The sequence below is a fragment of the Sphingomonas aerolata genome, assembly GCF_003046295.1.
Taxonomy (GTDB): Bacteria; Pseudomonadota; Alphaproteobacteria; order Sphingomonadales; family Sphingomonadaceae; genus Sphingomonas; species Sphingomonas aerolata.
This window is the reverse complement of sequence record NZ_PZZN01000001.1, coordinates 1,305,870-1,323,706: the sequence shown is the minus strand read 5'-3', so window position 1 is coordinate 1,323,706 and position 17,837 is coordinate 1,305,870. Positions and strand designations below refer to the sequence as shown.

Annotated in this window: 15 protein-coding genes; 11 read left to right on the top strand and 4 right to left on the bottom strand. The window is 69.4% G+C overall.

Annotation, left to right across the window (positions count from 1 at the left end; all coding sequences use genetic code 11):
• Positions 1–2,766: an ATP-dependent DNA helicase gene (locus C8J24_RS06140; RefSeq protein ID WP_420894095.1), complete on the bottom strand. Its 2,766-nt coding sequence runs from the start codon at positions 2,764–2,766 to the stop codon at positions 1–3.
• A 270-nt stretch (positions 2,767–3,036) separates the two neighbouring features.
• Here C8J24_RS06140 and C8J24_RS06135 point away from each other — a divergent pair, with 270 nt between their 5' ends.
• From C8J24_RS06135 to C8J24_RS06115, 5 genes are all read left to right on the top strand, one after another.
• Entirely contained in the window at positions 3,037–4,416 is a 1,380-nt protein-coding gene (locus C8J24_RS06135; RefSeq protein ID WP_107931000.1) for a glycosyl transferase family protein, read from the top strand.
• Positions 4,382–5,599, top strand: coding sequence for a hypothetical protein (locus tag C8J24_RS17825; protein ID WP_235516395.1), 1,218 nt, complete (start codon positions 4,382–4,384; stop codon positions 5,597–5,599). Before C8J24_RS06135 ends, C8J24_RS17825 begins: the two co-directional genes overlap by 35 nt.
• Positions 5,600–5,642: 43 nt before the next feature.
• Positions 5,643–6,557, top strand: a complete 915-nt coding sequence (locus tag C8J24_RS06125; RefSeq protein WP_037529957.1) for a sulfite exporter TauE/SafE family protein — start codon at positions 5,643–5,645, stop codon at positions 6,555–6,557.
• A 38-nt stretch (positions 6,558–6,595) separates the two neighbouring features.
• Positions 6,596–7,315: a TIGR02186 family protein gene (locus tag C8J24_RS06120; RefSeq protein WP_107931473.1), complete on the top strand. Its 720-nt coding sequence runs from the start codon at positions 6,596–6,598 to the stop codon at positions 7,313–7,315.
• Between the two features lie 96 nt (positions 7,316–7,411).
• Positions 7,412–9,103, top strand: a complete 1,692-nt coding sequence (locus C8J24_RS06115) for an ATP-binding protein (RefSeq protein WP_107930998.1) — start codon at positions 7,412–7,414, stop codon at positions 9,101–9,103.
• A gap of 43 nt (positions 9,104–9,146) precedes the next feature.
• On the opposite strand, the gene C8J24_RS06110 is transcribed toward C8J24_RS06115, so the two are convergent.
• Together C8J24_RS06110 and C8J24_RS06105 are read right to left on the bottom strand one after the other, a co-directional pair.
• The gene (locus C8J24_RS06110; RefSeq protein ID WP_208620914.1) at positions 9,147–9,758 is read right to left on the bottom strand and encodes a BLUF domain-containing protein; all 612 of its coding nucleotides are present in this window, start codon (positions 9,756–9,758) and stop codon (positions 9,147–9,149) included.
• 240 nt (positions 9,759–9,998) lie between these two features.
• On the bottom strand, positions 9,999–11,528 hold the full coding sequence (locus tag C8J24_RS06105; RefSeq protein ID WP_107931472.1) for a M23 family metallopeptidase: 1,530 nt from the start codon (positions 11,526–11,528) through the stop codon (positions 9,999–10,001).
• 242 nt (positions 11,529–11,770) lie between these two features.
• Between C8J24_RS06105 and C8J24_RS06100 the strand changes: the two genes are divergently transcribed.
• From C8J24_RS06100 to C8J24_RS06075, 6 genes are all read left to right on the top strand, one after another.
• Positions 11,771–14,263, top strand: coding sequence for a helicase-related protein (locus C8J24_RS06100; protein ID WP_107930993.1), 2,493 nt, complete (start codon positions 11,771–11,773; stop codon positions 14,261–14,263).
• 7 nt (positions 14,264–14,270) lie between these two features.
• Positions 14,271–14,591 (top strand): RNA-binding S4 domain-containing protein, encoded by a 321-nt coding sequence (locus C8J24_RS06095; protein WP_082451266.1) that lies wholly within the window; start codon positions 14,271–14,273, stop codon positions 14,589–14,591.
• A 101-nt stretch (positions 14,592–14,692) separates the two neighbouring features.
• On the top strand, positions 14,693–15,034 hold the full coding sequence (fdxA, locus tag C8J24_RS06090; protein ID WP_031393648.1) for a ferredoxin FdxA: 342 nt from the start codon (positions 14,693–14,695) through the stop codon (positions 15,032–15,034).
• A 218-nt stretch (positions 15,035–15,252) separates the two neighbouring features.
• On the top strand, positions 15,253–15,786 hold the full coding sequence (locus C8J24_RS06085; RefSeq protein WP_031393647.1) for a CarD family transcriptional regulator: 534 nt from the start codon (positions 15,253–15,255) through the stop codon (positions 15,784–15,786).
• 147 nt (positions 15,787–15,933) lie between these two features.
• On the top strand, positions 15,934–16,665 hold the full coding sequence (locus tag C8J24_RS06080) for a head GIN domain-containing protein (protein WP_107930991.1): 732 nt from the start codon (positions 15,934–15,936) through the stop codon (positions 16,663–16,665).
• A 52-nt stretch (positions 16,666–16,717) separates the two neighbouring features.
• Positions 16,718–17,410 carry a GIN domain-containing protein gene (locus C8J24_RS06075; RefSeq protein WP_167396706.1) on the top strand — a complete coding sequence of 231 codons (693 nt, stop codon included), beginning with the start codon at positions 16,718–16,720 and terminating at the stop codon, positions 17,408–17,410.
• Positions 17,411–17,419: 9 nt separating this feature from the next.
• On the opposite strand, the gene C8J24_RS06070 is transcribed toward C8J24_RS06075, so the two are convergent.
• Positions 17,420–17,836 (bottom strand): DUF1489 family protein, encoded by a 417-nt coding sequence (locus tag C8J24_RS06070; protein ID WP_107930987.1) that lies wholly within the window; start codon positions 17,834–17,836, stop codon positions 17,420–17,422.
• Position 17,837 lies beyond the last annotated feature (1 nt).

Genomic DNA, 17,837 nt, shown 5'->3' with positions numbered 1-17,837 from the left:
TCATGATAAGGGTCCTCGGGCCGGTTCGCCCGCCTCATGCCTCAAGGCGGCGCGCGAGGAAAGCCGTGCCGCGACTCGGGTCACCGCTTCATCGAGCGTCACGCGTGTCACCGGTACACCCGGCGGGAACGCGCTGAGCAGCCGCGACGGCATCGCCGCGGACAGCATGACGAACGCGCCCGAATCGTCCGCACGCCGGATCAGCCGCCCGAACGCCTGCGCCAGCCGCGCGCGGATCAGCCGGTCATCATACACGGCGCCACCACCCGCAAGCCGTCGTGCGGCATGCAGCACGGTCGGCTTGGGCCAGGGCACGCCCTCCATCACCACCAGCCGCAGCGATTCGCCCGGCACGTCGACCCCGTCGCGCAGTGCATCGGTGCCGAGCAGCGACGCGCCCGGGTCGTCACGGAAGATATCGACCAATGTGCCGGTATCGATCGGATCGACATGCTGCGCGAGCAGTGGCAGCCCCTCGCGCGCCAGCCGGTCGGCGATCCGGCCATGCACGCCGCGCAACCGGCGGATCGCGGTGAACAGCCCGAGCGTCCCGCCGCGCGAGGCGACGATCAGCCGGGCATAGGCGTTGGCCAGCGCGCCCACATCACCGCGCTTGACGTCGGTGACGATCAGCACCTCGGCCTGCGTCGCATAGTCGAACGGGCTGAGCGCGGCGAATCGCGCGGCAGGGCGGGTGAGATGCGGGGCGCCGCTGCGCGCCTCGGCGATCTGCCAGCCTTCCTCCGCGCTGCCGCCCCCGGTCAGCGTCGCCGACGTCACCAGCGCGCCATGCGCGGGTTTAAGTACGACCTCCGCAAACGGGCGGGTCGGGTCGAGCCAGCGGCGGTGCAGCCCGATATCGAATTCGCGTCCTTCGACCCGGTCGACCGCGAGCCAGTCGACGAAATCGGCATCCGCCGGCCCGCCGACGCGCGCCAGCAGCGAAAGCCAGGCCGCCACCGTCTCGGCGCGCCATCCGATCGACGCGATCGCGCCCTCGACGCGCGCGCGCGCCGGTCCGTCGAGCCAGTCGGGCGCCTCGCTCAGCACCGCCTCGAGCCGCCGGCCGAGTGTGACCAGCGGGCGCACCAGCGCGTCGAGCGCGGCGGCGGCGGGCGCGGCGGCCTCGATCAGCGTCGGATCGGGTTCGGCCAGTTCGGTCTCCAGCCCATAGCCCGCATCGCCCGGCTGTTCGGCGCGCGCATAGGTCAGCCCGCGTACCGCGGCGAGCAACTCCTCGATCGGCCCGAACGGCGCCCCCTCGCCGATCCGCTGCAGCCAGCCTTCGCTCGCCAGCGCGCCGGCTGCGGCCACCGCCTCGCCGATCGCGCGATTGCCGGCCTCGTCATAGCTTGCGAGATCGGACAGGCGTGCGGCCAGTCCGCGCCGCCGCCCCCGGCTGCTGCCCTCGGGACCGATGATCCAGCGGCGCAGCTCGATCGTCTCGCCGCCGGTCAGCGCGGTCGCGAACATCGAATCGGCGGCGTCGAAGATGTGATGCCCCTCGTCGAACACATAACGCGTCGGTCGCGTCGCGAGTTCGCGTCCGCGCGCCGCGTTGACCATCACCAGCGCATGGTTGGCAATGACGATGTCGGCATCGGTCGAGGCGCGCGCCGCGCGTTCGATGAAGCATTTGCGGTAATGCGGGCAGCCGGCATAGACGCATTCGCCGCGCCGGTCGGTCAATGCGGTCGATCCGTTGCGCCGGAACAGCGTCGGCAGCCAGCCGGGCAGGTCGCCGCCGACCATGTCGCCGTCCGCGCTATACGCGGCCCAGCGCGCGACGAGCTGCGCGAGCACCGCCGCCCGTTCCGCAAACCCGCCCTGCAAGGCGTCCTCGAGGTTGAGCAGGCAGAGATAATTCTCACGGCCCTTGCGCGTGACGACCTTGGTCCGGCGGGTCGCGGGATCGGGAAAGAGCCGTTCGGTCTCGCGTCCCAGCTGGCGCTGCAGCGCCTTGGTGTAGGTCGAGATCCAGACCGCGCCGCCCGCCTTTTCCGCCCAGATCGAGGCGGGGGCGAGATAGCCGAGCGTCTTGCCGATCCCGGTCCCCGCCTCCGCCAGGACCAGATTGGGCGAATCGCGCATCGCTCGCGGCGCGAACGCGGCCGTCGCCGCGGCGGCATAGGCGCGCTGCCCCGGTCGTTCCTCCGCGCCATGCCCGGTCAGGTCGTCGAGTCGCGCCTCGGCATCGCCCGGCTCGATCGCGATCGTCCGCGGCGCGGGGCGCGGGGCCTGCTCCTCCCATTCGGGCAGTTTCGAAAACAGCCAGCGTTCGTTGACCGCCGGCTTGGCCAGCCGTTCGGCGACCACCGGCGCCCAGGGCCAGCGCAACCGGTAGAGCGACTGCGCCGCGGTCCAGGCCCCCTCCCGCTCGGGCCAGTCGGCCGCGTCGGTCAGCGCCAGCATCGCCTCGGCGGCGCGCAACAGGAACGGCGCGACCTCCGCATCCTCAGTCGGCAGGTCGAGACCGGTGACGCGCGCGATGCCCTTTGGCGTCGGCACCGCGAACTGCGCCGGGCGCAGGAACGCGTAGAGTTCGAGCAGGTCGAGCCCCGACAGATCGGCATAGCCCAGACGCTGGCCGATCAGCGCGGCGTTAAGCAGGATGACGGGGGTGTCCGCAGCGATCCGGATGGCTTCGCCACGCCCGATCCCGCGCGTCTCGCCGCCCTGCGCGACCCAGATGCCGCCATGGCTGGCGTGAAGGGCGGGGTAGGCAAGCACGTTGCCGACCGTGCGCGATGCGGAACGAATTGGCAACCTCGCCGTGCCGAAAAGCGCCAGTAACGGCTTGTACGTGGGTCTCGTCGGTGATGAGGGGCTGTCCCCGCCTTGGCGAACAGACGCTGAGTCGCGGACCGGGCAGCGTGGCAGGCGATGTTCATTCGGTGCAATTTTCAGCTTCGGTCAGCGGACGAGCCAAGTCATTCCAATATTCTGACGATCGGTCGGCCGACACCTGTCCGAAACGGATCATGTTTGGTCCGTTACGGCGGGGACAGCGGATAGTCTTGCCCGGGGAGAGGGCCGATGAGCGAGTCGTTGGGAATCATCGATATCATCGTGCGCGAGGCGGTAGCATTTGCTGCGGTCGGCTTGCTGATCGGCGGCATCGATGACCTCCTGGTCGACATCGCATTCTTTGTCTGGAAAATCTGGCGCGGACCGTCGACCTTGCCGGGCATGGACGCGCTGCCCACGCCGTCGGAGCCCGGCCGGCTCGCGGTGTTCGTGCCGGCCTGGGACGAGGTGGCGGTGATCGGCGCGATGCTGTCGGCGGCGGTGGCGCGGTTCGACCATGACGATTACCGCATCTTCGTCGGACTTTATCCGAACGACCGCGCGACGATCGACGCCGCGGCGCGCGTGGCGGCATGCGATCCACGGATCCGCCTGGTCATCGGCCAGCGCGACGGACCGACGACAAAGGCGGACTGCCTCAACACGCTCTGGCATGCGCTGCGCCGCGCCGACGATCGCGACGGGCGGCGGACCAAGGCGGTCGTGCTGCACGATGCGGAAGACGTCGTGCACCCGCTCGAACTGCGCGTGTTCGATTCGCTGATCGATCATTATGCCGTCGTGCAATTGCCCGTCCTGCCGCTCGTCAAGCGCGGCTCGCGGCTCGTGTCGGGGCATTATGCCGATGAGTTCGCCGAAGCGCATATGAAGCAGCTGGTCATCCGTACCGCGCTCGGTGCGGGGATGCCGCTCGCGGGGACGGGGTGTGCGATGTCCACCGCGATCCTCGAAACCGTGGCGGCGACCCGCGACGGCGATCCGTTCGACGCGTCCAGCCTGACGGAGGATTATGAGCTCGGGCTGCGGATCGCCCAGCTCGGCGGGGCCGGACGGTTAGCCCGCATCGTCGACGATGCGGGCGCGCTGATCGCGGTGCGGGCGTTCTTCCCGGCGACCTTCGACGCCGCCGTCCGGCAAAAGGCGCGCTGGATGACCGGGATCGCGCTGGCCGGCTGGGACCGGACCGGCTGGGCCCGTCCGCAGGCGCTGGCCGATCACTGGATGCGGATGCGCGATCGGCGGGCGCCGCTCAGCATGGTCGTGCTGGCCGCCGCCTATGTCGGGCTGACCGCCTGGGTGCTGACGTTCCTGGTTCATGCGATGGTCCCGGCCGCGCAGGGCTGGCCAGCGATGCCGGTCGTCTGGCTGGCGGGGGCGAATATCGGGCTTCTCGTGTGGCGGCTCGGCATGCGGATGGCCTTTACCGCGCGCATCTACGGCTTGGCCGAGGCATTCTGGTCGCTGCCCCGCTTCGTCGTCGGCAATGTCATCAGCCTCATCGCCGCGCCGCGCGCCGTGGTCCGCTATATTGCGATGCTCCGCGGCGCGGCGCTGGTCTGGGACAAGACCCGGCATGAATTTCCCGATCTCCGATCATCGGGAGGGTGAGCGGGACGCGCACGCTGCGCCACGGGTGAAGGGCGGGCGGCCGCTCCGTTTTCTCGCCGCCGCGCTCGGCGCATGGGTCGTGATGCGGATCCTGGTGCTGTCACCCTATGCCGCGGGGGTGCTGACGCCCGGCGGATCTGGCAGCCAGCAGCGTCCCACTGTCGCGGCGGGGACGCGGCACGATCGACAATCTTCGCTCACCGCCCGCGCCGTCGGTATCGCTGCCATCGACCATCATCGCGCCGCCGCCAATGCCAATGCCGCTCTTGCCGCCGCCCGCCGCCCCGACCGGCGTGTCTCGCCGCAACCGCCCGACGATACCATCGGGCACGGTCCCCGCGCGTCGCCCGGTCATGCCCGCGCCGCGCCGGTGCTCGCCGCGGTCATCCTGAACGCGCGTGCTCGCCCCGCTGACGTTCGCGCGAGGCACGCCGCAGATCGTGACGTCGAATTCACTATGGACGTCCAGCCCGACCTTGCGCTCGACCGGCAGGGCCGGATCGCGATGCTCCCGCCGCTCGGTCCGGCCGCGATCGGTGCGACCCGCGCAACTGCGCACGCGCGGCTGAGCGTCAGCAGCTGGCTGCTCGCCCGCGGTGGCGCGTCGGGTACCGTGTCCGGGGGGCAATTGGGCGCATCGCAGGCGGGGGTGCGGGCCGTCTACGGAATCGACCCATCGCGGCGGCTCGGGCTGACCGCGCGGCTGGCAGCGCCGCTCGAGGGACGCGGACGTGAGGCGGCCCTCGGCATCGAATGGCGGCCGACCCGCGGGCCCGTCCGTCTGATCGCCGAACAGCGCTTCGTCCTCGACGGGGGCCGCGGCGGCCCGACGGTCGGCGTGATCGCAGGCTACGGCCCCGCCGAGATCGCACCGGGCGCGCGGATCGAGACCTATGGTCAGGCAGGGGCGATCGTGCGCGACGGCGTCGAAGGGTTCGTCGATGCCGCTGCGCGCCTGACGCACGGCGTCGCGGAACGCGGCAGGCTCCGCCTCGACGCGGGGGTCGGCGCATGGGTGAGCGCGCAGCGGGGCGCGGCACGGGGCGATCTCGGTCCGTCGCTTGGCCTAGCAGTGCCGCTCGGCCGACGATCGGTCCGTCTCGCGCTCGACTGGCGCCAGCGTATCGCCGGCACCGCCCGCCCCGGCTCGGGTCCCGCACTCTCGGTCGGTAGCGACTTCTAGCCGGCCGCTAGCCCCCGCGGCCGGTTTGCGTATAACGACGCGCGTGGACCTGTATCTTCCCATCGCAAACCTGTCGGTCAATGCGCTCGTCATCATCCTGCTCGGCGGCGGTGTCGGGCTCCTGTCGGGGATGTTCGGGGTCGGCGGCGGCTTTCTGACGACGCCGCTGCTGATCGTCTATGGCATCCCGCCGACCGTTGCCGCCGCCTCGTCCGCAAGCCAGGTCACCGGGGCGAGCGTGTCGGGTGTGTTCGCGCATTTCCGCCGCAACGGCGTCGACGTGAAGATGGGCGGCGTCCTCGTCGCAGGCGGCATATTGGGCGCGTTCTTCGGCGCCTGGCTGTTCCGGCTGCTCCAGCAGAGCGGCCAGATCGATACCGTGATCGCGATCGTCTATGTCGTGATGCTCGGCTCGATCGGCGGCATGATGGCGAGCGAATCGATCGGGACGATCCGCCGCGCGCGGACCGGCCGCCCCGCCAAGCCCCGCAAGCGACGCCATCATCCGCTGGTCGCCGCGCTGCCGCTGCGCACGCGCTTCTACGCCTCGGGCCTCTATATCTCGCCGCTCGCGCCGCTGCTGCTCGGCTTTTCGACCGGGATCCTGACCATGTTGCTGGGGATCGGCGGCGGGTTCATCCTGGTACCGGCGATGATCTACCTGCTCGGCATGGCGACGTCGGTCGTGGTCGGGACCTCGCTGTTCCAGACGCTGTTCGTCACCGCGGTGGCGACGATGGTGCATGCGACGACGACCAAGGCGGTCGACATCGTGCTGGCCGGGTTGTTGCTGATCGGCTCGGTCGTCGGCGCGCAGATCGGTGCGCGGTTCGCGACCAAATTCCGCCCCGAATATCTCCGCCTCGGGCTCGCCGTGATGGTCCTGCTCGTCGGCGCACGGATCGTGCTCGGGCTGGTGTGGCGGCCCGAGGAGATTTTCTCGGTCACGCTGTCGTGAAGCCGGGCGCGCCGCTTCTCCTGCTTGCGCCGCTGCTGATGGCACAGGCCAAGCCCGTGCTCGTCCCCGACGTGTCGCAGCGCAATATCGAGATCGCCTACAGCTTCACCGGGGCCGAACTGCTGCTGTTCGGCGCGATCCTCTATCCCGGCGGGCGCCTGCCGAGCGGCGAGAGTCCCACCGACATCGTCGTCGTCGTCAAGGGGCCGACCCAGTCGATCGTGATGCGCGAGAAGGAGAAGGTCGCCGGCATCTGGGTCAACACGTCGCGGCTGCGCTATCGGTCCGCGCCCAGTTTCTATGCGATCGCCTCATCCAAGCCGATCGGGCGGCTGGTCGACGACCGCACCCGGGCGATCTACGAACTCGGCCTCGACAGCCTGCAATTGTCGCCCGCCTCGAGCGCGCCGATTCCGACGCAGGACCGGTTCCAGCGCGGCCTGGTCGACCTGAAACGGCGTGCCGGGCTGTATTACGAGGCGCCGGGCGCGGTCGAGATCACCGATGACGTGCTGTACCGCGCGCGGGTTTCGGTGCCCGCGCGCGTACCGGTCGGCCGCTTCACCGCGGAAACCTTCTTGATCCGCGACGGCCGCGTGCTGGCCGCGGCGGTGCGTGACATCGACATCCGCAAATCGGGGTTCGAACGCTTCGTCGCGCGCGCGGCCGACCGGTCGGCGATCGCCTATGGCCTGGCCGCGGTCTTTCTCTCGATCTTTCTCGGCTGGGCGGCCGGCTGGATCGCGCGCCGGGTCTGAGGCCCGCAGGCGCGCGGACGCTCACGCATTCTTTACCCGTGCGCGGCATGGATGCGGACATCTGGCAAAAGCCGGAGGATCGAGGACCGACCGCCTATGACCGACATGCCCGCCGCCCATCTGTTCCAGCGGGCGATTGCCGCCGCGGCGATCGCGGACGGCGCGGGGCCGGACGCACCACCGGGGGGACAGGCCGACGCTCCGATCGGCGTCATATCCGCGATTGCCGGTGCCAGCAGCCGGGTCCTGCTCGACCGGGCCGCGATCGCGCCGCTGCTCGCGCACCCCGATGCGGTGCTCGCCGCCGCCGGCCAGGTCGGCAGCCAGGTCAAGATCCGGGTCGGCACGTCATGGATCATCGCCAATGTCCGCTCGCTCGCGCTCGAGGCGGCGATGGGCAGCGTCATCGCGGGCGAGATCGATTTCCTTGGCGAGGGGGATGAGGACCGGGCGACCGGCGCGTTGTACAGATTCCGCCGCGGCGTGACGCGCTATCCCATGCCGGGCTGCGAGGTGTTCGCGGTCACGACGCGCGACCTGCGCGAGGTCTATGCCGCCGAGGACCGCGCGAATATCGCGATTGGTACCGTCTATCCGACCGCCGACGTTCCCGCCGCGCTGTATGTCGATGCGATGCTGGGCAAGCATTTCGCGCTCGTCGGCTCGACCGGCACGGGCAAGTCGACCGCTGCCGCGCTGATCCTGCACCGGATCTGCGACCTCGCGCCGCAGGGGCATATCGTGATGATCGACCCGCACGGCGAATATGCCGCGGCCTTTGGCACGAACGGCGCGATCCACGACGTGTCGAACCTGCAAATGCCCTATTGGCTGATGAATTTCGAAGAGCATTGCGAGGTCTTCCTGACCAGCACCGGGGAACAGCGCCAGTTCGATGCGGACATCCTCGCCAAATGCCTGCTCGCCGCCCGCGCCAAGAGCCGGCTCGGCCAGACGATCGCCAAGCTCACGGTTGACGCGCCGATCCCCTATCTGCTCAGCGACCTGACCGGGATCATCAGCCTCGAAATGGGCAAGATGGACCGCGCCGGCGACACCAGCCCCTATCTGCGGCTCAAGGGCAAGATCGACGAGATCAAGGCCGATCCGCGCTATGGCTTCATGTTCTCGGGGATGCTCGTCGCGGACACGATGGCCGCTTTTCTTCAGCGCATCTTCCGCCTGCCGGGCGACGGCCGACCGATCTCGATCATCGACGTGTCGGGCGTGCCGTCGGACATCACCGCCGTCGTCGTCGCGATGCTCGCACGGATGACGTTCGACTTCGCGATCTGGTCGCGCAACGAGCCGCAACGACCGATCCTGCTCGTCTGCGAGGAGGCGCATCGCTACATCCCGAACGACCGTCAGGCGGAGAGCTCGGTCGGGCGGATCCTCGGACGGATCGCCAAGGAGGGCCGCAAATACGGCGTTTCGCTCGGGTTGATCACGCAGCGCCCGTCCGATCTGGCGGAAGGCGTCCTGTCGCAGTGCGGGACGATCGTCGCGATGCGGCTCAACAACGAACGCGATCAGGCCTTTGTCCGCGCGGCCATGCCCGAGGGCGCACGCGGCTTTCTCGAATCCATCCCTGCGCTGCGCAATCGCGAGGCCATTATCTGCGGGGAGGGCGTGACAATCCCGATCCGCGTCGCGTTCGACGATCTCGAGGACACGCGCCGCCCCGCCTCGAGCGATCCGCTCTTCTCGGCGCTGTGGCGCGATGTCGGCGGCGAGGAGCAGATCATCGACCGGACGATCCTGAAATGGCGCGCGCAGGGCAAGTAAGCCGGCTGTAGGTCGTCGTGGCGGGTGCTACTCGCGGCGGCGCCTAGGCGGCGTAGTCGGTTTCGTGGATCTCATTGTCCGCCATCAGCCGCAGCCGGTTGATCAGGCGGCATGCGATCTCCGACTTGCCGGGCCCGTTCGGGGTGGCGAGCATCGGGATGAGCTGCTGGTCGACGAACGTGTCGGGACCCGAATAGGCCAGTGAAAAGCGCCGGAACCCCCGGTCGAGGCCGATCATGTCCGTGATGATCGTCACGTCGCTATGGCGCCGGTCGGCGCTCAGCCGCGCGAGCAGATTGGAGATCGCCGGATCCGGTCCCTCGACCAGCTGAACGAAGTGCAGATCGGTGATGATCAGCGCGCCGGTGATGCCGGCCTGTGCGTTCCGCGCGCTGGACTCGTTGACGATCTCCATCAGCGCGCGCTGATCCATCGCGATATCGGGCTTGATCTTGCTCAGATACAGCACTGTCCGCAAGGCCGGCATGGGCGTCGCGCGGGCGGGCCGGATCGCGGTAACTGGTGTCGGGCGCGGTTGCGGCCGGCTGGCACCGCGCAGGGCCCAGTCCTGCTCGCGGCGCACCGCGCGTCCCGGAACATAGCCCTGGATCGAAATGAGCCGTCCGGTCGCGGTCGAGGAGAGCCCTGTCTGCATGATCGTCACATATCCGGTAAAGCGATGGTGCATCCCGCCTAGCATGGTGCATGACGGTCCTGTAATATCGTAGAACTACGAACCGCACTTTAGTATGGGATCTGCGTCCGTGATTGGGGCCGACAGCGCGTTAGTCTGTGAGAATTCGGAAAGATGATCGATCAATAGTGCACGCGGTCGACACGGGCATCTGCGGGGACTCGGCGGCGGATGCAGATTCGTACGGCGCGACGCGCGTCCCTAGGTGCCGGTGCGGACCGCGAGCAGGCGGGTGACCCGCGCCTTGAACGCGCGCAGTGCCTGGCCGGACAGCTGTGCCGCGCTCGCCAGCGATACCGATCGCGGATTGATAGCGCCGCCGTTCTTCCACACCTCCCAGTGGAGATGCGGCCCCGTCGACATACCGGTCGAGCCGACATAGCCGATGACCTGGCCCTGGCGTACGCGCGTGCCCGATGCGACCGCGATCCGGCTCAAATGGCCATAGCCGCTCGCCAGACCGCCGCCGTGGACGAGCTTGACGAAATTGCCATAGCCGCCGGTCCGGCCCGCGAAGCTGACCACCCCGTCGGTCATCGCATGGATCGGCGCGCCCCGCGGCGCCCCGATGTCGAGTCCCTTGTGCATCCGCGTGAAACCGAGCAGCGGATGCACGCGCAGGCCGAAACCGGACGTGATGCGGCCGATCACCGGCATGCCCGACACGGCGCGGCGTTCGGTCTGGCCATTGGCATCGAACCAGCCGCCGCGGCCGGCGTCTTCGCCCTCTGCAGTGTCGAGATCCGACTGGTTGTCGGTCGCAGCGGCCGGTGCGAAGCGGACGAGTTGCAGCGTGCGCCGTCCCTGGTTGATCCCGGCGAACAGCAGCGCGCCGATCCGCGTTTCGCCGGTCGCGGCGCGTTCGCGGGCAACGATCAGGTCGAAACGGTCCGTCGCGCTGACGTCGCGCCCGATCGACAGCCGTGTCGCGATCGCCTTGATATAGGTCTCGACCGCCTTGGCGGGCACGCCGGCGGCGCGCATCGACCGGTAGAGGCTCGATCCGGCGAGTCCCTGGATCCGCAGCGGGGTGCGGTCGACCGCGATCGCCGTGCGCGTCATCGCCAGACCCGCCGCGGTGCGGTGCAGCGATACGTCCAGGTCGAACCGCGCGCGCACCGCGAGCGAGTCGAGCGGACGCGCGACCGTGCGATCCGCGCGCCGGCCCAGCGTCAGCGCGATCCGCGTGCCCGCCGGGATCGCGCCGGGATCGACCGTCTGCGCGATCAGCGCCGATGCAGCACTGGCGTCACGCCGGCTGACGCCCGCGCGGATCAGCACCCGGTCGAACGCATCGCCCTGACCCAGTGTCGCGGCAAGGTCGACGCTCGGCCGTTCGGGTGCCTGCGCGAGCGGTACGACGAGGTCGTTCGCCGCCATCCGCCGCCCCGTATCCGCGCCCTGGCCAAGCGGCGCGATCGCCAGTGCCCGCGCCTGCTCGCGTGCCGAACCGGCCAGCGGTGCCGCGACGCCGCCGGTCAGCGGGCGAAAGCCGGGGGCGAGCATGACGGTCGCGGCGCACAGCGCGGTGCAGGTCGCGAGGCCGCGCCACCAGACGGCGCTGCCGATCGCGCTGCCCAGATCGGGCACCCAGTCGATCCGTGCTGCGGCGTCGTGCAACCGCGTGACGCCCCGGGGAATTGCGTCGGAACCGGTGGTGGCGGCGCGCCCGAAACCCCGGGCGTCGATGCCGCCGGCCAGCCTCAGTTCCTGCTCCGTCCCTAGATACACGTCGCGCACCTCGTGGCCCAAATTCCTGGCGCACGTTCCCGGCCAGGCTCGCCGTTCCCCCCGGCGCGGGTCGGAGTCCTGTGCAGCAAGGGTCCTAAAGTCAAATTAACCCGCCGCGTGCCAGCCACGCACGACGACGAGGCGTGGTGCGGCGGGGGCGGACGGAAGCCCGTGCGCGGAATACGGCGAACTTGTCCTGCCGGTCATTGCGCCGCGCGACCTTACGCCCGATGTTCTGGGCTATGAGTGACGATGTGTCCGGCGGCGTGACCGCGGTCCTGGGGCCGACCAACACAGGCAAGACGCACCTCGCGATCGAGCGGATGTGTGCGCATTCCAGCGGCATGATCGGCTTCCCGCTGCGGCTGCTGGCGCGCGAGGTCTATGACCGCGTCGTCGCGATCAAGGGCGCGAATCGCGTCGCGCTGGTCACCGGCGAGGAAAAGATCATGCCGCCCGATGCGCGCTGGCTGCTCTGCACCGCCGAATCGATGCCCGACCGCGACGTCGCCTTTGTCGGACTGGACGAGGCGCAACTGGGCGCTGACCCGGAGCGCGGCCATGTGTTCACCGACCGGCTGCTGCGTGCCCGCGGACGCGAGGAGACGATGATCCTCGGGTCGGAGGCGCTGCGGCCGATGATCAAGGCGCTCGTGCCCGGGGCGGAGATCGTCAACCGCCCGCGCTTTTCGACGCTCACCTATGCGGGCGCCAAGAAGATCAGCCGCCTGCCCAAGCGCTCCGCGATCGTCGCCTTCTCGGCGGAGGAGGTCTATGCCGTCGCCGAGATGCTCCGCCGGCTGCGCGGTGGCGCCGCGGTGGTGATGGGCGCGCTGTCACCCCGGACCCGCAATGCGCAGGTCGCGATGTTCCAGGCGGGCGAGGTCGATTATCTCGTCGCCACCGACGCGATCGGCATGGGGCTCAACATGGACGTCGCGCATGTCGCCTTCGCCAGCCTCAACAAGTTCGACGGCAAGCGCCAGCGTCGCCTGACCGTCGCCGAGATGGCCCAGATCGCCGGCCGTGCGGGCCGGCATCAGCGCGACGGCACGTTCGGTGCGCTGTCCGATGACGGGCCGGGCGCGTTCCTGCCCGAAGAGGTGCTCGCGATCGAGGAACACCGCTTTCCCCGACTCGAAAACCTCTACTGGCGCCAGGGCGAACCCGATTTCGCGAGCATCGACGCGCTCGTCGCGAGCCTCGAGGCGCGCCCGCCCGCGGGCGTCCTGCGCGCCGCACCCCAGGCGCTCGACCTCGGCGTGCTCAAGCGGCTCGCCGAGGAGGGCTGGGTGCGCGAGCGCACGCGGCATCCGAAGATGGTCGCGCGGCTCTGGGCGGCGTGTGGCATCCCCGATTTCCGCAAGGTCGGGCTCGACCCGCATGCGCGCTTCGTCTCGCGCGTGTTCGGGCATCTCAGCGAGGGGCGGGGGCATATCCCGCACCAATGGTTCGCCGACGAGATCGCGCGGCTCGACACCGTCGCGGGCGACGTGCCGGTCATCGCGGGCCGGATCGCGGCGACGCGGATCTGGGCCTATATCGCGCAGCGGGCCGACTGGCTCGCTGAGCCCGCGCACTGGGCCGCGCGCACCGCCGCGCTCGAGGAGCGTCTGTCCGACGCGCTCCATGCCAGTCTGACGCAGCGCTTCGTCGACAAGCGCACGACCGCGCTGATGCGTCAGATCGGCGCGGACGCCGCGTCGCTTCCCGTCGTGATCGGTCCGGAGGGCGAGGTGATGGTCGAGGATCACCCGATCGGCCGGCTCGACGGCTTCCGCTTCACCGTCGCTGCCGACGCGCGCGCCAGCGACAAGCGCCTGCTGCTCGCCGCCGCCGAAAAGCGACTTGCGGGCGAACGCACGCGCCGCGGCCAGTCGCTCGTCGATGCGCCGGATGCGGACATCGCGCTCGACGAGTCGGCGCAGATCGTCTGGGCGGGGCATCCGGTCGCCCGTCTCGGCGCCGGCCCGTCCTTCGCCCGACCGAAACTGATCCTCGATCGTGCACTCGACTGTCTCGACAAGACGGCGCGCGAGCGGATCGAGACGCGCCTGTCGCGCTGGCTTGCGGGGATGCTAAAGCGGCGGCTCGCGGTGCTCGTCGATCTTGCCGCGCTCAGCCGCGACGCGGACGCGACCCCGGCGCTGCGCGCGGTCGCCAGCGCGATCGAGGAAGCGGGTGGGATCCTCCCCCGCCTGCCGATGCGGCTCGCGCTCGAGGCGGTCGATCCCGACGAGCGCAAGCGGTTGCGCAAGATCGGCATCATGATCGGCGCGCTCGACCTGTTCGACATCCGCCTGCTCAAGCCCGAGCCGGCGCGCTGGCGCCGTATCCTCGCTGGCGTCCGCGGGACGGTGATCACCGCGCCGCGCGACGGGGCGACCGTGCTCGCGCGCGGCAGCGACGGCGCGACGCTCGAGGCCGGGTTCCGCCCGCTGGGGCTTCAGGCGGTGCGCGTCGACCTGATCGAGCGTATCGCCCGCGCCGCGCATGACTCGCGTACCGGCCGCGCACCGTTCGCGCCCGACCCGGCGCTCGCGACCTCGATCGGGCTCGAGCCTGCGTCGATCGAGCGGCTGATGGCCGAGCTCGGCTTCAAGGCGCTGGCGGGCGACACGCCGCGTTGGGTCTGGCGCGGCCGCCCGCCCGCGCGCGCGGTCCCTGTAACGCCGATCGACCCGTCGCGGCAGAACGCGTTTGCCGGGCTCGCCGCACTGGTCCGCCATGGTTGAAGGCGCGATGCGGATCGATCGGTTCCTGTGGTTCGTCCGGCTCGCCAAGACGCGCAGCGCGGCCCAGGCGATCGCCGAGAAGGGGCATCTGCGAATCGACGGCCGCGCGATCGATCGCGCACACTGTCCCGTCCGGATCGGCAACGTCCTCACCTTCGCCGCCAACGACCGCGTCCGCGTGATCCGCATCGAGGCACTGCCGACACGCCGCGGTCCCGCCCCCGAAGCGCAGGCGTGCTATCAAGACCTGATCGCCGGCCAGACCCCCGCCCTCGACCAACCGAATCCTCCCCCTGGCGGGGAGGGATTAGCCAGCGGCAAAGCCTGATAACGTCTCGCAGAAGGCTTGCTATGATTGACGCGACGGGCCTGCGCGCATAGTCGCAGGCCGTTCGTCGCCGGGAAGGAATCCGGCCCAGGAGTTCTGCAATGACCTACGTCGTCACCGATGCCTGCATCCGCTGCAAGTACATGGATTGCGTGGAAGTGTGCCCGGTCGATTGCTTCTACGAGGGCGAGAACATGCTGGTGATCAATCCCAGCGAGTGCATCGACTGCGGCGTGTGCGAACCCGAATGCCCCGCCGAGGCGATCCTGCCCGACACCGAAAGCGGGCTGGAGCAGTGGCTCGAACTCAACACGACCTTCTCCGCGCAGTGGCCCAACGTCACCCGCAACGACAACCAGACGCCCCCCGACGCGGACGCGATGAAGGGCGTTGAGGGCAAGTTCGACAAGTATTTCTCGCCCGAACCCGGCGCCGGCGACTGAAAATCGCGCGAAATTCGTGTCTTTATGGCGGATTGGGGCACGAGGGCTGTCACGATCGGCTGGTAATTTTGTTGCAAAGATGGTAATTGGGTCCGTGACGGGCGCGATATGTCAAGTCGTCCGCCTGGAGTATGTTCGAACCCTATTCCTCCACGGTGCAATCCGGCGAACGCGTCGCTGTGGCACCGCGTGGAGGCATTGATCCGGAAAGGCCCCCAATGGCTGCCAAGGCACTGTCCTTCGACGTCGGTGATTTCGTCGTTTACCCAAAGCACGGAGTCGGCCGTGTGATCGAGCTGCAACGCTCGGAAATCGCCGGCATGACGCTCGAACTTTACGTCCTCCGTTTCGAGAAGGAGCGCATGACGCTCCGCGTTCCGACCAACAAGGCCGAAAGCGTCGGCATGCGCAAATTGTCCTCGGACAAGACCATGCGCGAGGCGATGGACACGCTCAAGGGCAAGCCCAAGGTCAAGCGCACCATGTGGTCGCGCCGCGCGCAGGAATATGAAGCGAAGATCAATTCGGGCGACCTCGTGTCGATTGCCGAAGTGGTCCGCGACCTGTTCCGCGCCGACGACCAGCCCGAGCAGAGCTATTCCGAGCGTCAGATCTTCGAAGGTGCGACCAGCCGTCTCGCCCGCGAACTCGCCGCGATGGAAGAGATTGACGAGCCCAAGGCGCAGGAGAAGATCCTCGACATCCTCCGCGCCGCTGCCGCGATCTACAACAAGGACAAGCTGCCCGCCTGACCGCTGGCGCTCCGTTCGATGACGCAAGGGCGGTCCCGCGGGGCCGCCCTTTTGCGTTTATGGTCCGCCGGCCGATGACCACCACGGATTCCGCTTCCGCCTCTCGCCGATCGGGTGTATTGTTTGGGCAATACACAGGATGATGCCATGAAGTATCTCGCGCTCGGTCTGATGATGCCGCTTGCCGCCTGCTCGTTCAGCTGGTCGGGGGACGATGACGGGGCGGGGGCATCGCCGAGCGGCACCGGCACGACCCGTACCTATATGGTCAGCGATTTCAGCACGATCGACCTGCGCGGTGCGAGTGACGTCGATGTGCGCGTAGGCACGGGCTTTTCGGTGCGCGCCCAGGGACCGGTCGAGCTGCTCGACCGGCTGAAGATCGAGCGGGAAGGCGACACGCTCGAGATCGGGCGGCGCAAGAATATGGATTTTGGCTGGGGCCGATCGGACAAGGTCAAGGTCTTCGTCACGCTGCCACGGCTGGCGGCGGCGGCGATATCGGGATCGGGCGACATGACCATCGACCGGGTCGAGGGAACGCGATTCGCAGCCAATGTCGCAGGGTCCGGCAGCCTGGGGGTCGCGGCGGTGAAGGTCGATGATCTCGCCGTCTCGATCGCGGGCTCGGGCAGCGTCTCGGCGGCAGGATCCGCGCGGGCGCTCGCAGTCTCGATCGCGGGCTCGGGGGATGTCGACGCAGCCGGGCTCAAGGCCCGCTCCGCGCGGGTCGAGATCGCCGGCTCGGGCAGCGTCCGCGCGGTCGTCGATGGCCCTGCCACCGTCGACATGATGGGGTCGGGCGATGTCGATTTGGGCAGCGCGGCACGGTGCACCGTGTCCAAGATGGGCTCCGGCTCGGTCCGCTGCGCACCGTGACCCGCTGCGCGCGCGGCTTGCGTCGGTGCGTCGAAGCGGCAACGATCGGGCGATGATCCGTTTTCTTGCCCTGCCGCTCCTGTTTGCCTGTCCCGTCGCCGCGGCCGCGGCCGATCGTAGCGTGTCGGTGGGCAGCTTCGAGCGGGTCCGGATCGACGGTCCGTTCGACGTGCGCCTCGTCACGGGATCGCCCGGCGCAAAGGTCTCGGGGGATCCGCATGCGACCGAGGCGGTCGAGATCCGAGTCGACGGCGCGACGCTGTCGGTCCGGCGGAGCACGAGCCGCTGGGGCGAGCGCCCTGAGACAGGGGCGCCGCGCCCGGTAATCGTGACGCTGTCCACCCCGCGTCTCGCCTTTGCCAGTGTCGTGGCGGGGGGGCGGCTGACGATCGATCGCATGAAGGGGATGCGGCTGGACCTCGCGGTCAGCGGTGCGGGCAGCGTTGCGGTGAACGATGTGCAGGCGGACCAGTTGAACGCCACCGTCATCGGCACCGGGCGGATGACGCTCGCAGGGCGCAGCGCGCGCGCACGTCTGACCGTCAGTGGTCCGGGGCTGATCGACGCGACCGCACTTGCCGTCGATGATCTCGTCGTCATGCAGGACGGCGTCGGCGAAACCCGCGCCTCGGCGCGCCGCACCGCGCAGGTGACGAACGGCGGTGCGGGCTCGGTCACGGTCGCGGGCACCGCCGCCTGCACGGTCCGCGCCGCCGCCACCGGCCCGGTGATCTGTGGCCGCTAAGCGCGCAGGCTAGATCAGCGCGAGTTCGGCGAGCTTGGTCATCAGCGCGGGCGGCATGATGTCGAGCCCGGTCGCGTCGCCGCCGAGATCGGGCGGCGCATCGGCGCCCTCGAGATACCGCCACCCCTGATGTGCGCGCTTTGGCCGGGCCTGAACCAGCACCAGTTTGGGGTCGATATGGATCGCGACGCGTCCGCCCTCCGCCTCGCCAAAGCCCAGGATCGGCGACCGCGCGATCAGCTGGTGCTTCAGGATCCAGTACATCGAGCCGCCTTCGCCGACCGGCCCCGCTACCTCCTCGTGTCGCTTGGGCAGGTAGCGGGTGGTCAGGAACACGGGGCCCTCCTCACCGCGCAGCCGCAGGCGCTCCGCCAGATGGTCGACGCTGTCCGCGCCGAACGCGACTTTGGTGAGGTGAAGCGGCATC

What these genes read in the sequence shown, in the direction of transcription:
- C8J24_RS06080 (WP_107930991.1), top strand. Translation starts at nt 15,934, where the DNA reads ATGAAGTATCTCGCGCTCGGTCTGATGATGCCGCTTGCCGCCTGCTCG.
- C8J24_RS06075 (WP_167396706.1), top strand. Translation starts at nt 16,718, where the DNA reads ATGATCCGTTTTCTTGCCCTGCCGCTCCTGTTTGCCTGTCCCGTCGCC.
- C8J24_RS06115 (WP_107930998.1), top strand. Translation starts at nt 7,412, where the DNA reads ATGACCGACATGCCCGCCGCCCATCTGTTCCAGCGGGCGATTGCCGCC.
- C8J24_RS06110 (WP_208620914.1), bottom strand. Translation starts at nt 9,758, where the DNA reads ATGCAGACAGGGCTCTCCTCGACCGCGACCGGACGGCTCATTTCGATC.
- C8J24_RS06120 (WP_107931473.1), top strand. Translation starts at nt 6,596, where the DNA reads ATGGCACAGGCCAAGCCCGTGCTCGTCCCCGACGTGTCGCAGCGCAAT.
- C8J24_RS06095 (WP_082451266.1), top strand. Translation starts at nt 14,271, where the DNA reads ATGCGGATCGATCGGTTCCTGTGGTTCGTCCGGCTCGCCAAGACGCGC.
- C8J24_RS06100 (WP_107930993.1), top strand. Translation starts at nt 11,771, where the DNA reads ATGAGTGACGATGTGTCCGGCGGCGTGACCGCGGTCCTGGGGCCGACC.
- fdxA (WP_031393648.1), top strand. Translation starts at nt 14,693, where the DNA reads ATGACCTACGTCGTCACCGATGCCTGCATCCGCTGCAAGTACATGGAT.
- C8J24_RS17825 (WP_235516395.1), top strand. Translation starts at nt 4,382, where the DNA reads ATGAATTTCCCGATCTCCGATCATCGGGAGGGTGAGCGGGACGCGCAC.
- C8J24_RS06085 (WP_031393647.1), top strand. Translation starts at nt 15,253, where the DNA reads ATGGCTGCCAAGGCACTGTCCTTCGACGTCGGTGATTTCGTCGTTTAC.
- C8J24_RS06070 (WP_107930987.1), bottom strand. Translation starts at nt 17,836, where the DNA reads ATGCCGCTTCACCTCACCAAAGTCGCGTTCGGCGCGGACAGCGTCGAC.
- C8J24_RS06135 (WP_107931000.1), top strand. Translation starts at nt 3,037, where the DNA reads ATGAGCGAGTCGTTGGGAATCATCGATATCATCGTGCGCGAGGCGGTA.